The organism is Planococcus salinarum, from assembly GCF_007004625.1.
GTDB lineage: Bacteria > Bacillota > Bacilli > Bacillales_A > Planococcaceae > Planococcus > Planococcus salinarum.
The window spans coordinates 1-15,117 of sequence record NZ_VIFV01000010.1 but is presented as its reverse complement, the minus strand read 5'-3'; the positions used below and the strand labels follow the sequence as shown (position 1 = coordinate 15,117).

The following is a 15,117-nucleotide window of genomic DNA, read 5'->3' as shown; positions in this document are numbered from 1 at the left end:
TCAAAAGAATAAGCAATAAGGCATTCACATATGCCAGCCGCCGTTTATTCGCAAAGTCTGACCAGTAATATAGTCCGCTTTTCCGCTCACCAGAAAGTCCACCGCATCTGCGACATCCTGTGTTTTGCCGATGCCAAGAGGGATTTCCTCACGAATCGATTCCAGTTCGGCGGGATCCAGCGCGTTGTTCATTTTGGTCATGATAAACCCGGGTGCAACGGCGTTGACCCGGGTTCCTGAGGAAGCCATTTCTTTTGCACAGGCTTTTACAAATGCCAGCTGCGCCCCTTTCACAGCGGAATAGACAGTTTCCATCGAAGCTCCTGTTTCGCCCCAGATGGAGGAGATAAATACAATATAGGATTTCGGATGTCGTTGGAATATATGCGACAATTGCCGGATTGCGGAGACAGGGTTTTGAACGTGCACCTGCCAAAGCCTATCCATTTCGCCATCATCCGTATCCATCAGCATTTTCACCAGTGCGTGGCCGCTCGCCACAACGATGCAGGATACATCAAACACCTGGCTCGCCAGACGTTCCGAAGCACCAGGCTTGGAAAGGTCCGCATGAACTTCGATAATCTCAAGCTGCGGATAAGCCTCTCGAAGGAAAGACGCCAATTCGACTGGCGGGTTCGTATTCCAATGAAGGTAAAGTGACCAGCCCGAAGCAGCGAGTACGCGGGAAATGCTTTCCCCGATTTCTCCGGAAGCCCCCATAACAAGGGCGAATTTCTTCACTCCGCTTCCTTCTTGGCTGGCGGCTCGATCGTAAAGACGGACTGCTGGCTTTCGGCACTGACCAGGGCAAATGCCTGCTGCAGGTCCGTCACTTCGATTTCCTCAAGAACCGGTACGACCTCAAAAAGATTCATCCCGTTGAATGTGTAACGGGTAAACTGGTTGGCGATATACTCCGGGGAATTCAATGCCCGAAGGAAAAAGCCTATTTTCTTGCGGCGCATGCGGTCGAGGTCCGCCTGTCCAAATGGCCATTTTTCAACTGCATTGGCGATGGTATGTTTTATTTCATCTGCCAGGATCTGTGGTTCGGCTGTATCCGATCCGATAATGGCATATCCGAATCCGTTCTCCAGTGAGTAATCGAAAGAATAGGACTCATCAATCCAGTTTTTCTCATAAGCATTATGGTAGAAATCGGAAGTCCGGCCAAACAGCAACTCAAAGGCCAGTTCGGCAGCAAGTTCATGTTTCAGCATTTCCGATCCTTGCATGTCCATCTTCTCCGGCTTGATGCCGACGAAAACTTTCGGCTTCTGAACGCTCATCGTCAGCACGCGTTCCTTAACCGCTGTTTCGACCGGTTCATCCGGAAAGATTCTCTCGATTTCATGTGCATCCTCAAACGTTTTGCGTGACTGGTTTTCTTTGACCAGCTTCATCATCGCTTCCGGGTCCACTGCGCCCACGACGAACAGCACCATATTGGAAGGATGGTAAAAGGTGTTGTAGCAGGTATACAAGTGTTCGGCAGTGATGTCCTGGATCGACTCCACAGTTCCGGCAATATCGATTTTCACCGGATGGTTCTTATACATATTTTCGATGATGCCGAAATACAGGCGCCAATCCGGCTGGTCATCGTACATGGTGATTTCCTGTGCAATGATGCCTTTCTCCTTTTCCACGGTCGATTCCGTGAAATAAGGTTCCTGGACAAAATCAAGCAGGGTTTCGATATTTTCATTCAGCTGCCCTGTGGCTGAAAACAGGTATGCTGTCCGCGTAAACGATGTAAACGCGTTGGCTGATGCTCCCTGTTTGCTGAACTGCTGAAAAATATCTCCTTCTTCTTTTTCAAACATTTTATGTTCCAAAAAATGGGCGATGCCATCAGGTACTTTGATCGCTTCCTTTTCACCGCGGGGAACAAAGTGGTTATCAATCGAACCATATTTGGTGGTGAAAGTAGCAAAGGTCTTGGAAAACCCTTTTTTCGGCAAAATGAACACTTCAAGGCCGTTGTCCAATTTTTCATGGTATAAGGTTTCGTCCAATTGTTTGAATTCCACTTTATGCATTTATTTCACTTTCCTTTCCTGACAGGAAATACGTCATTTCCAGGCTCAGATCCTGTGCTGCCTGAGCGATGTCTTCTTTTGTCACCTTATTCCATCTGCTGATCAGGTAATCCGGTTCGAACCCCTCATCCAGCTCCATATATTGATCGTAAATATCGATTTGGCCGCGGGCGGAATCAAGAGCTTCCGTCAATTGATTGGTAAGGAGCGCTTTAGTCTGGCCAAATTCCACGTCCGTTATATTTCCGGCTTTGATTTCTTCCAATTGCTGCAGTATCAGTTTGACTGCCTTTTCTTCAAGTTTTCCATCAATTCCGGCCAACACAAACATCAGGCCGAACTGGGAGGAATATGAACTCGATACATAATAGGCCATGCTCTCTTTTTCGCGGATATTGACGAACAATTTCGAATGCGCATAACCGCCGAAAATCCCGTTGAATAATTGCATGACAGGGAATTTTTCATCACGGAATGTCACCGGGCTGAAAAACGTCATATGCAATTTGCCTTGTTTCATGTCCTCAAATTCAGCAACCCGCTGCTGTGCCGGTTTTTTCAATTCCATTGAAGGTGCAGCGAGAGGTTTCTCCCTGTCCGTGAAATGGAAGTAATCTCTGATATATGCTGCGATCGTTTCAGGTTTCACATCGCCGACTGCATAGATTTCCACTTCATTGGACTCAATCATCGTGCGGTATTCTTCCATCAGCTTTTCGTTGCTGATCGCTTCAACTTCTTCGATTGTACCGGTTGCCGGGATGGATGCCGGGTGGTCCGGCAGTGCCAGGTCCATCATGCGCTGCTGCGCGTAGCGCGTCTTATCATCAATAAGAGACTCGATTCTCTCTTTTACCGCATTTTTCTCCCGCTGGAAAATTGTTTCTTTGAAAAGGTCGTGCTCGAGGTTCGGTTTGAAAAGAACCAGATACATCAGATTCAATACTTTTTCGAGCACGCCGCTTTCTGAAAGATACTGATCATTCACTGTCTCGACGTTCAGGCTCACAATATGTTCATTTCCACGTTTGGAACTGTCCATATACAGCGAAGTTCCGTATAAATCGTCCAACACCATCCGAAGGGCAGTATGGGACGGGTAAGCTTCGTTGCTGTGCTGCAGGACGTTTGCCAGAATCGAGCGTGCCGATGCTTTTTCTTTGGAAAGTTTATCTTTAAATTTTATTGAAATATTAATCGTTTTGAATTGTGTAGTTTCGTTGACGTGGACATTCACGCCTTTTGCGAGTCTGATAGTTTCAAACATTAGGAATCCCCTCTCATTGTTCATTCTTTTACTATACCGAACTGTTTCAGCCAATTGCAAATAAAGAAAAGCGACTGCGCCTGTTGAGCTCTGAAAGGCATAAGACAATCTGGCGAAGCGGCATGTTTTAAGCCGCACAGTCGCGAAAAACGGAAGTGCCTGTTCAGCTCTGACAGGTATAAGGCGACCCAGAGAAGTGGCGCTCTTTGCCACGCAGCTTGTTTGGCTTATGACCCGAAGAGCTGGGCCACGGGAGTCTGGACCATAAAGAAAAAAAGCCGTCGCTTGGACGGCTCTTTTATATAGTAGAATCTTATCGTTCACCTTTGATATAAGGCTTGCCAATCGCTTTCGGTGCATTGGCTTTGCCGATAAATCCTGCAAGTGCCAATATTGTCAAAACGTAAGGCAAAATCAGCAGGAACACACTTGGTATATTTTGAATATAAGGAATCGATGATCCCGCGATACTCAATGATTGAGCCAACCCGAAGAAAAGAGCGGCGCCCATCGCACCAAGCGGATGCCATTTACCAAAGATCATGGCAGCAAGCGCCATGAACCCCTGTCCATTGATCGTGGCATGGCCGAAATCATTGGAAATCGTCTGCGCATAAATTGCACCGCCGATGCCGGCAAGAGCACCGGAAATCATTACAGCGATATAACGCATTCTCGTAACATTAATACCCATCGTGTCAGCAGCCATCGGATGTTCACCAACCGCTCTCAGGCGAAGCCCGAACGGTGTCTTATAGATGACAAACCAGGCAAGGATCGCCACAGCAATTGCGAAAAATGACGTATTGTAAATCGATTTAAAGAATAGATCTCCAATAAAAGGAATATCAGACAGCACTGGCACACTATAACGTGCAAAACGTTCAGTGATGAAATCCGTCTGTCCTTTACCGAATATCTTTTTCACAAGATACAGTGCCAGGGCGATTGCCAGCAAGTTGATGGCGACACCGGACACAACCTGATCGGCGCGGAATGAAATTGACGCCACGGCATGCAGCAGCGACAGGAGCAGTGCCGCTACCATGGCGGCGATAAGTGCCAGCCAAGGAGTGGCCCCACCGAAGGTATCAGCGTAGAAAAGATTGAACAGAATACCGGTAAAGGCACCAATCACCATCAATCCTTCCAGACCGATGTTGACAACACCCGATCTTTCAGAAAACACGCCGCCAATTGCAACCAGAATCAACGGAGCAGCGTAAAATATGGCAGAAGGAACGATGAAATATAATACTTCAAGGAATGTCATATTACTTCACCTCCTTCTTCTTATTTGCTGCCCGCAGCAAGAACAGGCGGATCACATAGCCGGAAGCTACAAAGAATATGATGACAGCAATAACGATTTCCACAATTTCCATCGGAATTTGTGCTTCGTTTGGCATATTAAGTGCACCATATTTCAAAGAGCCGAAAAGTGTCGCACCAAAAATGACACCAATCGGAGTATTCATACCCAATAGAGCGACAGCGATACCATCAAATCCGATTCCGGTAAATCCGCCTTTGGAGGAAACATATTCAAATGTTCCCAGCGCTTCCATCGCTCCGGCCATCCCGGCAAATGCTCCAGAAATGACCATTGCCAAAATAATATTCTTGTTAACGTTCATCCCTGCATATTCGGATGCATTCTGGTTGAACCCAACAGCTTTCAATTCAAAGCCCAACGTTGTCTTCTCCAGGATCAGCCACATCACACCAACCATGACCAAAGCCAACAGAATTCCGTAATGGAGGCGTGAAAATTCCGTCAGGTTCTGTAAGAATTCCGAACGCAATGAAGCGCTTGTAAAGATTAATTCCGTGCGGTCTCCTCCACCCGAAACCGTTTTGATCAATGCATTGGTTACGTGGAGAGCGATATAGTTCATCATGATCGTCACAATTACTTCATGCACCCGAAACTTAGCTTTTAAAAGCCCCGGCACGAAGCCCCATAAAGCACCGGCAACCGCTGCAGCCAAAATTGCAAGCGGTAAATGGATAATTTTAGGTAGCTCAACAGCAACACCCACATATGCGGCTGCAAACCAGCCGACAATCAATTGTCCTTCGACCCCGATGTTGAATAATCCGGACCGGAATGCAAAGGCTACTGCCAGACCAGCCAATAAATAAGGTGTTATTTGTCGGAGAGTTTCTCCTATTGTATAAAGATCCCCAAAAATCCCATTCCATAAAGCTGTGTATCCTCTAATCGGGTTGTATCCACTGACCAGCATGATAATCGCTCCGACCAGCAAGCCCAGAATAACGGATATCAGGGGGACCAGAATATTGGTTGCTCTATTCGACATGCTGATCCTCACCCTCCTTATCTACGCCTTTTACGCCAGCGCCATTTTTATGCCCGGCCATCAACAGCCCGAGCTCCTGCTCCGTGGTAGTTTCCGGAGTCACAATATCAACAATCTCACCGTCATGAATAACAGCGATTCGATCCGAAACATTCATGACCTCATCGAGTTCAAAAGAAATCAACAGGACCGCTTTCCCGTTATCACGCTGTTCAATCAGGCGGCTATGGATGAATTCGATTGCACCAACATCCAGGCCGCGTGTCGGCAATGCGGCAATTAACAGATCCGGATCCCGATCGACTTCACGCCCGATGATCGCTTTTTGCTGGTTACCTCCTGACAGCGCCCGCGCCGGCTCGTGTGGCCCTTGTGTCCGGACATCGAAATCAGCTATGACCTGCTTCGCTTTTTCGTTGATCTTGTCATAATCGATAATGCCGTTTTTTGATATCGGTGATTTGTAATATGTCTGAAGGGCAATATTGTGTCCTATCGGGAAATCCAGCACAAGACCATGTTTGTGGCGATCCTGCGGGATGTGCCCTACACCGGATTCTGTGACTTTACGGGGCTTTAATCCCGTAACATCCTTTTCGTTGATGCGAATGGTACCACTTTTCACTTTTCGTAATCCGGTAATTGCTTCGATCAACTCGGATTGTCCGTTGCCATCTATTCCGGCAATGCCAACAATTTCACCTTTGCGTACATTCAAGTTCAAGTTTTTGACTTTCTCGACGCCGCGATAATCTTCAACTACCAGATTATGGATATCAAGAACTTCATCCTTCGGAAATGCAGGGCCTTTTTCAGTCGTAAATTCGACCTGCCTTCCAACCATCAAAGACGCGAGTTCGCTCGGATTTGTTTCAGATGTGACAACTGTCCCGATTCCTTCACCTTTTCTTATAACAGTAACCCGGTCAGAAATATCCATGATTTCCTTCAGTTTATGCGTAATTAAAATAATGGATTTGCCTTCAGCAACCAGGCGTTTCATAATTTGAGTCAATTCAATGATTTCCTGTGGAGTCAGTGAAGCAGTCGGTTCATCAAAAATCAGGATTTCAGCTCCGCGATAAAGCGTTTTCAAAATTTCCACCCGTTGTTGCATCCCGACCGAAATATCTTCAATGATTGCATATGGATCCACATTCAGACCATATTGTTCCGACAAAGCCTGAACTTTTTGTGCCGCATCTTTCTTATTGGTCACACCGAGCTTGGTCGGTTCTGATCCCAGAATGATATTTTCGGTAACAGAAAAGTTTTCAACCAGCATGAAATGCTGGTGAACCATACCGATCCCCAAATCATTGGCGATATTCGGATTTGTGATATCCACTTTTTTCCCGCGAACACGAATTTCTCCGCCTTCTGGCTGATACAGCCCGAAGAGGACGTTCATCAATGTCGATTTTCCAGCACCGTTTTCACCCAGTAAGGCATGTATTTCGCCTTTCTTTAATTGCAGGGTGATATTGTCATTGGCGACAAAGTTTCCGAATTCCTTACGGATATTCAGCATTTCAACAACATATTCCACTGTTTTCACTCCCTCGAAAACTGCTAAATTCTTTTTAATTAATACAGGAAAGGTTTCCATTTCAAAAAACCTTTCATCTATTAATTTTTGTCATTTTTGGCGAAAAAAAAACCATAAAGACCGGTGGAACCGGTCTTTATGAGGTTGACCGTGCGAGACGATAATTACTCTACAGTTTCTGGAACTGTAATTTCGCCATCAATAATCTGTTGTTTGAAGTCTTCGATCTGGGTCATAATGTCTTCCGGAATTGCTCCGCGGGAATCAGCAAGGCCGATACCATCGTCAGAAAGACCGTAAACGACCGTTTCTCCACCAGGGAATTCCCCGTTCATCGCTTGTTCAGAGATGTTGTAAACAGCATTGTCAACGCGTTTCAATACAGAAGTCAACGTGATGTTGTCATCGCCAACCTGGCCTTCGTCGTATTGGTCAGAGTCTACACCGATTACCCAAACATTTGCATCTGCATCTGATTCTTTACGCTCTTTAGCTTCCGTGAATACACCGTTTCCAGTTCCGCCTGCAGCGTGGAAGATGATATCAGCTCCGCCTTGGTACATGCGGTTCGCTGTAGTTTTACCCAATTCCGCTTTATCAAAAGCACCTGTGTATTGAACATCAACTTCAACGCTAGGGTCAGCTGCTTCTACTCCAGCAAGGAATCCAGCTTCGAAACGCTCGATTACCGGAATATCCATTCCGCCAACAAAACCGACTTTTCCTGTTTCAGTCATAAGCGCAGCAGCAACGCCTGCAAGGAATGCGCCCTCTTGTTCTTTGAACAATACGCTTGCAACGTTATCTTTTTCAACAACTGCATCGATGATTGCGATCTGAGCGTCCGGCTGCTGTTCAGCGATTTCAGCTACTGCGCCTTCCATCAGGAATCCGATACCGAAGACGACATCGAAATCACGACGGATCAAATTGTTCAGGTTCGTGTTGTAATCTGCATCTGATTGTGACTGAAGGTAAGCATAACCACCATCGCCCTCTTCAAGCCCATTGTCTTCGCCAAATCTTTGAAGACCTTCCCAGGCCGATTGGTTGAAAGATTTGTCATCAACACCGCCGACATCAGTAACCATCGCTACAGAAAAATCGCTTGTTTCTTCAGTGCCTTCTCCACCATCATCAGTTGTTGAGCCGTTTGAAGTGTCTTCATCAGTACCACATGCAGCAAGCACGCCTGCAGCAAGCATTAAGGAAAGACCTAGACCAAATTTGCGTTTTGTCAATGTAATAACCCCCAAGGTTTTTTTGATATTAGCAGGAATGGTTTGTTTTACACACGTTTTCGAACTACATGGAAACTGAACTTATCAGCCCTGAAATAGTTCTTCGAATAAAGCACCACTTGATCGTCTGTATCATAATGGAGCTGTTTTAATACCAACAACGCAGTTTCGGGATCACATTCCAAAATTGGAGACGCCACATCGTGGTATCCAACCGGATCGATATACGTCACTGCATAACTAATATGGGTTTCTCCGCTCTCCTCGATTGCCGAGAAAATCGAGCTTTCGGCCCGTCCCAGAAAATCATCCGGCAAAAAGCTGGACAGAACTTTGTCGATGCAATATACGACAGGTTCACCGTTAGCGGTCCGGACCCGTTCAATAGTAATTACAGAATCTTCGGGTTTGCAATGTAAGCGTTTTATATCATCGTCAGAAGCCAGTGTCTCTGATGTACTCAAATAAATAGAGCCCGGTTCCATTCCAGCCTTTCTGATTGTCTCAGAAACACTTGTCAATTGTTCGATGCCGGATGTAAAAAGTGGTTTCGGATTGACGAATGTACCTACCCCATGGCGCCTGACTATGATATTTTCCTCTTCCAGCAGCCTGAGCGCTTCCCGTAAGGTGGCGCGGCTGACCCCAAGTGTTTTAGCAAGTTCGAATTCGGAAGGCAACTTTTCTTTCTCTTTGTATATTCCGGAAGCGATATCCTGCTTCATTCGATCAATCACCTGGAGATACAATGCCCGATGATCCGATTTAATTGTCATACGATTCACCACCAATGACAGAGATCAGACATCTGATGTAAAACATTCCTACTAATCAGAATTACTATAACACTTATTTCCGCTGAAATAAATAGTGTTTTGTCGAATTTCGCGATATTTTCGGATACAAGTCCCTATTTATGCGCGTATTTTGTCACGAAAATTGAGTAGCTAACTGCTATTCTTCATGCTTTTGAACTAATACAGAACGCGGTTTGCTCCCTTCATAAGGGCCGACCACCCCACGCTGCTCCATCTGATCGATAATTCGGGCCGCGCGGGAATAGCCTACGCGGAACCTGCGCTGCAGCATGGAAACCGAGGCTGTTTGCATTTCAGTTACCAATTGCACCGCATCATCGTAAATTTCATCGGTTTCATCATCAATGCTCTTCTCTTCCACTTCAGTCGGAATCATATCCTCCTGATATTGGGCTTTTTGCTGCTCGATGGCAAAATCAACGATTTTTTCAACTTCCGTGTCCGACAGGAATGCCCCCTGAACACGCACCGGCTTCGATTGACCGGCACCGAGAAACAGCATATCACCGCGACCGAGTAATTTTTCAGCCCCACCCATATCAAGAATGGTACGGGAATCGATTGCGGAAGAAACCGCAAAGGCGATCCGCGACGGGATATTCGCTTTAATGACACCGGTAATGACGTTGACACTTGGACGCTGGGTCGCAATGACCAAGTGAATGCCGGCTGCACGCGCCATTTGCGCAAGACGGGTGATGGCATCTTCCACTTCGTTCGAAGCCACCATCATCAGATCCGCAAGCTCATCAACTATGACGACGATAAACGGCAACTTCGGATGTTTGTCTTCGTTTTCCTCATTAAATACTCTCACATATTCGTTGTAGCCCTCGATGTTTCTTGTTCCGGTATGAGAAAACAGTTCGTAGCGCCGCTCCATTTCAGAAACAATTTTCTTCAAAGCCTGCGCCGCTTTACGGGGATCCGTCACAACCGGCGCCAATAAATGTGGAATACCGTTATAGACATTCAGCTCCACCATTTTCGGATCGATCATCATCATTTTCACTTCATGCGGTTTTGCGCGCATAATGATGCTGGTGATGATGCCGTTGATACAAACCGATTTCCCGCTGCCCGTAGAACCGGCAACAAGCAAATGCGGCATTTTGTTCAATTCCGTCATGACCGCCTGGCCGGTGACATCCCGTCCAAGGCCAAACAGCAATTTGGAATCTGGCTTGTTGTTTTCTTCAGATTCCAGAACTTCACGCAGGCTGACGATCGCCACTTCCGAGTTCGGAACTTCGATACCGATGGCGGATTTTCCCGGGATTGGTGCTTCGATCCGGATATCCCTTGCCGCAAGCGCGAGTGCCAAATCATCGTGCAGGCTGACGATTTTACTGACTTTAACACCGGTATCAGGCAGCACTTCATATTTGGTGACAGCCGGTCCAAGGTGCACTTGCGTCACCTTGGCACGGACACCGAAACTTTGGAAAGTCTTTTCAAGTTTTTTGGCATTCTTCTGAATGCCTGCATACTCCCCGCTCTGATCACTGTGCGGAGGCAAAGTAAGAAGGTCAATCGGAGGCAGTTGGTACTCCTCATTTTCCATCTCCTCTGCAGTCGTCAGCAACTGGACCTCTCCTGTGGCAACTTCTGCGGTTTCACTTTCTGTTTCTTTTGGAGCTTCCGGCTGTTTCGGCTTCACATTTTCGGTAAAGGCAGAAATAATCGGTTCTTGCGGAGTATCCATATAAACTGTTTCATTTTCAAATTCATAATTGTTATCCGCCGGCTCATGGGTGTCAACGTAACTTTCATTACTTGCCGTTTCACCGGTTACGACCCGATTTTCCTTTTCCTTTTTCGCGGGCCTCGAAAAGCGTTTGCCCAGAGATTGAATCATCGGCTGGAAACTCGGAACTTTTTCAGCAATAAACGGTGCAGCTGTTCTGCCGGTCAGAATAATGGCTCCGATGGATAGAATGATGATGGAAACAATCCAGGTCCCGGCCGTTTCAAACAGCAGGTGCAGCACAGCATAGAGCATTGCCCCAATCATGCCCCCGCCGATTGCGGTAAATTCGGTCCAGAGCGTGCCGCTGATCTGAATTGACTTGCTTGTTTCTCCTATTACATTCGCAGAAGTAATCGGCAAAATTGAACCGGAGGCCCAGATAAGATGGCTGATCAGAAAAATACCTGTCAGCAAAAAAATGGAGCCGATACTCTTTCGAAACTGCGGTTTGGGCCATTTGCGGTTGACCATTATAAAGACTGCCAGTAAAACCAGGGAAACCGGAACCAAAAAAGCCAGGTACCCCGTCATATATTCCGTTGCATTAAAGAGCAGTCGCCCAACTTTGCCCAATTGAAAAGCCATTAGAAGTGCAACGCCAAGCATCACAATCCCAATGATTTCAAAGAGGATAGTCGGCAAGGGTTGAACATTGTTTTTCTTTGCTTTTGCCTTTGGTGCTTTTTTCTTTTTCTTATTCTGTCCACTGCGAGGCATATCTTCCCCTCATTTCCTATGTAATCGAAAAAGGATTTCCCCCGATAGATCGGTATGGAAATCCTTTTACTTTTTCTATCTTAATATTCCATAATAATCGGAATGATCATCGGACGGCGTTTTGTTTGCTGGAACAAATAGGAATTCAACGTATCACGTATTTCCTGTTTGATATTATTCCATTCAAATGTATCACGCGTCACGTATTTTTCTACGACTTTTCTGACCAGTTTCGCTGATTCATCCATTAGTTCTTCCGATTCGCGGACATAGACAAATCCGCGGGAAATCATCTCTGGACCGGAAGCGATTTTTTTCTGTTTGCGGTTCAGTGTTACAACAACGATGAAAATGCCATCCTGGGAAAGCAATTTCCGGTCTCGGAGGACGATATTGCCCACATCACCAATCCCAATTCCATCAATCAGTACATTTCCTGCCGTAACCCTGCCACTCATGCGTACTTTTCCACCTGTATATTCAACGATATCCCCTTTATCAGCGATAAAGATCTGGGATTTCTGCAAACCGACCTGCTGTGCCAATTTGGAATGGGCAATCAGCATTTTGTATTCACCCTGGATGGGGATGAAATATTTCGGTTTCATCATATTCAGCATCATTTTCAGGTCTTCCTGGCTGCCATGTCCTGATACGTGGACTTTTTTGCTGGATGTCAGGACTGTTGCACCGGCTTTTGCCAACTTATTCATCGTCTGATACATCGGAACTTCCATGCCGGGCGATGGTGTGAATGTAATAAGGACTGTATCCGTCTCTTTGATTCTTACATCTTTATGCTGTTTGCGGACCATCTTATCAAGCGCTTCAAGAGGTTCCCCCTGGTTGCCTGTAACAATGATAACCACTTCTTCGTCACGGTATTTATCGAGATCCTTCAAGGAAATAACGGTGTCTTCACCGGCATTCAGATAACCCAGTCGGACTCCGACTTCATAGCTGCTTTCCAAACTTCTGCCCACAACTGCGACTTTTTTGCCTGTCGCCTGTGCAATATCGAAAACTTGCTGGATGCGGATGAAATTGGATGAGTAGAGTGAAACAAGTATTCTTCCTTCCGCTTTGCGGAATTCTGAAAGAAGATGCTCTGCCACAACTATTTCAGAAGTTGTATGGCCGGGACGCTCCGCTTCAGTAGAGTCAGACAACAGCATCAAAACGCCATCTTCCCCCAATTTCGCCATTTTTGCGATATCCGGCTGATAACTGCCTTTCGCCGACTGATCGAATTTAAATTCGCCTGTGTGGACAATGGCCCCTTCCGAAGTATGGAAAACGATACCAAGTGCATCCGGAATACTGTGTGTTGTATGGAAGAAAGTCACATGTGTCGTATCGAAATTCATGCGGCTCTTATTGGTGACTTCAAAGAACTTTACTTGCTTCAAAGAACCCTGTTCTTTGATATGTTCTTTTGCAAGGCCAATCGTCAGTTTTGAACCATAGACTGGCGCCTGCACTTTTTTCAGCAGGTAAGCGATCGAACCGATTGCATCTTCATGACCGTGCGTAAGGAAGATGCCTTTTACGCGATCCTTGTTCTCTTCCAGGTATGTTACATCCGGAATCACGATGTCCACGCCAAGCATTTCATCTTCCGGGAACATCAATCCGCTGTCTACAACAAACAGGTCTTGGTCAACCTCAATTACATACATCGCTTTGCCGACTTCGCCGACTCCGCCTAACGGTATTACTTTAATAAGTTCATTTTTAATTTTACTCAATTTATTTCCTCCTAAAAAAATTTACCCGTACACATCCATAAAATCTATTATACGGGAATCGAAGGAAACAGTCCAAAGAAAAAAATAAACCGGCGGATTCGCCGGTTTATTTTCGGGCTGTCGAGAAACCATCAACTTCTATAATCATTACGTTTTAGACGGATGCTTTCCGCGGGGAGCGGCCTAAGCCTCCTCGCTCGCTTCGCTCACTGCGGGGTCTCAGGACTCGCTCTGGTTCCCGCAGGAGTCACCGTCTGTCACTTCATTCTGAATCTGGTCGAAAATATAGGATCTGCTTCAATACTATAAAATAGCTGAAATGAATATCTTATATTGAAAGTGATTGGTGATATGCAGCAAAACAGCTTGCTTTCCAAAGCACCGCAGAGTCTTTATAATGCATTTAACTTGGTTCAACTAAAATTTATCAGATTATTTTTTCTTCTATCAAAGCTTCCGCGATCTGCACCGAGTTTAGGGCTGCGCCTTTCACGAGGTTGTCGGAAACAACCCACAAGTGGAAGCCCTGCGGGTTATCAAGATCCAGACGGATGCGGCCGACGAATACATCGTCCTTGCCTGCTGCCATCAATGGCATCGGATAGAGTTGCGATGATGGATCATCCATCAATGTCACACCAGGTGCTGCAGCGATTGCGTCTTTTATTTCTGCAAGAGTCGGTGCCGCATCCAATTCCACATAGACGGATTCCGAATGGCCGGTAACAACCGGCAATCTTACACAAGTGGCCGCTACGGATAAAGAATCGTCATGCATGATTTTCTTCGTTTCGTTGATCATTTTCATTTCTTCAAGTGTGTAGCCGTTGTCCGCAAAAACATCGATTTGCGGGATGGCATTATAAGCAATCGGGTAATGTTTCTCGGCTGATTTAACGGGCAGCATTTTTGCCTGTGCATCCTTCGCCCGGTCAAAACCGGCATCCGCCTGTTCTTTCAGTTCATTGATGGCATCGATTCCGGCACCGGACACGGCCTGGTATGTTGATACCACAATTTTGCTCAATCCGAATTGTTCTTTCAGCGGCTGCAGGGCACAGACCATCTGAATGGTTGAGCAGTTCGGGTTGGAGATGATCCCTTTATGCAGAGAAAGGTCGTTTTTGTTGACTTCCGGCACGACCAGGGGCACTTCCGGGTCCATCCGGAAGGCGCTGGTATTATCGATGACAACAGCACCGCGTTTGACTGCTTCGGGTGCGAACTTCTCGGAAACGCTGCCTCCTGCGCTGAACAGCGCGATATCGACACCATCAAAAGAGTCCGGTACTGCTTCCTGCACAATATAGGTCTCCCCTTTGAAACTGATTTCGGTGCCAGCTGAGCGGCTGGAGGACAGGAATCGGATTTCGTTGACCGGAAAATCACGCTTTTCCAACTGTTCTTTCATCTGCTGCCCAACGGCGCCCGTTGCGCCCATGATTGCTATGTTATAAGTTTTCACTCGACTCTCTCCTTCAATGATAATTTGGATAATTGTATCATAATTTAGCGCACTGACGCATTGAATCAATCGAGTAGGAGGGAGCGATTAACTCCCGACCTCTCACACCACCGTACGTACCGTTCGGTATACGGCGGTTCAATTAAGATGCATAACGCAAAGTTTCATAACGTGCTACCAGACTTTTGAGCCC

General features: G+C 46.3%; 11 protein-coding genes. All 11 read right to left on the bottom strand.

The window, feature by feature from the left end; all coding sequences use genetic code 11:
• Nucleotides 1-24 precede the first annotated feature (24 nt).
• A complete protein-coding gene (gene ymfI / locus DIJ65_RS07610; RefSeq protein WP_117300831.1) occupies nucleotides 25-744 on the bottom strand; it encodes an elongation factor P 5-aminopentanone reductase in 720 nt (239 codons plus the stop codon).
• Nucleotides 741-2,045 carry an EF-P 5-aminopentanol modification-associated protein YfmH gene (yfmH, locus tag DIJ65_RS07605; RefSeq protein ID WP_117300829.1) on the bottom strand — a complete coding sequence of 435 codons (1,305 nt, stop codon included), beginning with the start codon at nucleotides 2,043-2,045 and terminating at the stop codon, nucleotides 741-743. Before yfmH ends, ymfI begins: the two co-directional genes overlap by 4 nt.
• Nucleotides 2,038-3,312 (bottom strand): EF-P 5-aminopentanol modification-associated protein YfmF, encoded by a 1,275-nt coding sequence (yfmF, locus tag DIJ65_RS07600; RefSeq protein ID WP_117300827.1) that lies wholly within the window; start codon nucleotides 3,310-3,312, stop codon nucleotides 2,038-2,040. The genes yfmH and yfmF overlap by 8 nt, the downstream gene beginning before the upstream one ends.
• 313 nt (nucleotides 3,313-3,625) lie before the next feature.
• A complete protein-coding gene (locus DIJ65_RS07595; RefSeq protein WP_117300825.1) occupies nucleotides 3,626-4,585 on the bottom strand; it encodes an ABC transporter permease in 960 nt (319 codons plus the stop codon).
• 1 nt (nucleotide 4,586) lies between these two features.
• On the bottom strand, nucleotides 4,587-5,636 hold the full coding sequence (locus tag DIJ65_RS07590) for an ABC transporter permease (RefSeq protein WP_117300824.1): 1,050 nt from the start codon (nucleotides 5,634-5,636) through the stop codon (nucleotides 4,587-4,589).
• Nucleotides 5,626-7,185: an ABC transporter ATP-binding protein gene (locus tag DIJ65_RS07585; RefSeq protein ID WP_117300977.1), complete on the bottom strand. Its 1,560-nt coding sequence runs from the start codon at nucleotides 7,183-7,185 to the stop codon at nucleotides 5,626-5,628. The genes DIJ65_RS07590 and DIJ65_RS07585 overlap by 11 nt, the downstream gene beginning before the upstream one ends.
• Before the next feature lie 164 nt (nucleotides 7,186-7,349).
• On the bottom strand, nucleotides 7,350-8,426 hold the full coding sequence (locus DIJ65_RS07580) for a BMP family lipoprotein (protein ID WP_117300822.1): 1,077 nt from the start codon (nucleotides 8,424-8,426) through the stop codon (nucleotides 7,350-7,352).
• Between the two features lie 47 nt (nucleotides 8,427-8,473).
• Nucleotides 8,474-9,202, bottom strand: a complete 729-nt coding sequence (locus DIJ65_RS07575) for a GntR family transcriptional regulator (RefSeq protein WP_071152033.1) — start codon at nucleotides 9,200-9,202, stop codon at nucleotides 8,474-8,476.
• A gap of 178 nt (nucleotides 9,203-9,380) precedes the next feature.
• Nucleotides 9,381-11,711 carry an FtsK/SpoIIIE family DNA translocase gene (locus DIJ65_RS07570; RefSeq protein ID WP_117300820.1) on the bottom strand — a complete coding sequence of 777 codons (2,331 nt, stop codon included), beginning with the start codon at nucleotides 11,709-11,711 and terminating at the stop codon, nucleotides 9,381-9,383.
• A gap of 80 nt (nucleotides 11,712-11,791) precedes the next feature.
• Nucleotides 11,792-13,459: a ribonuclease J gene (locus DIJ65_RS07565; protein ID WP_117300818.1), complete on the bottom strand. Its 1,668-nt coding sequence runs from the start codon at nucleotides 13,457-13,459 to the stop codon at nucleotides 11,792-11,794.
• A 427-nt stretch (nucleotides 13,460-13,886) separates the two neighbouring features.
• A complete protein-coding gene (locus DIJ65_RS07560) occupies nucleotides 13,887-14,900 on the bottom strand; it encodes an aspartate-semialdehyde dehydrogenase (RefSeq protein ID WP_230321320.1) in 1,014 nt (337 codons plus the stop codon).
• Nucleotides 14,901-15,117: the final 217 nt, after the last annotated feature.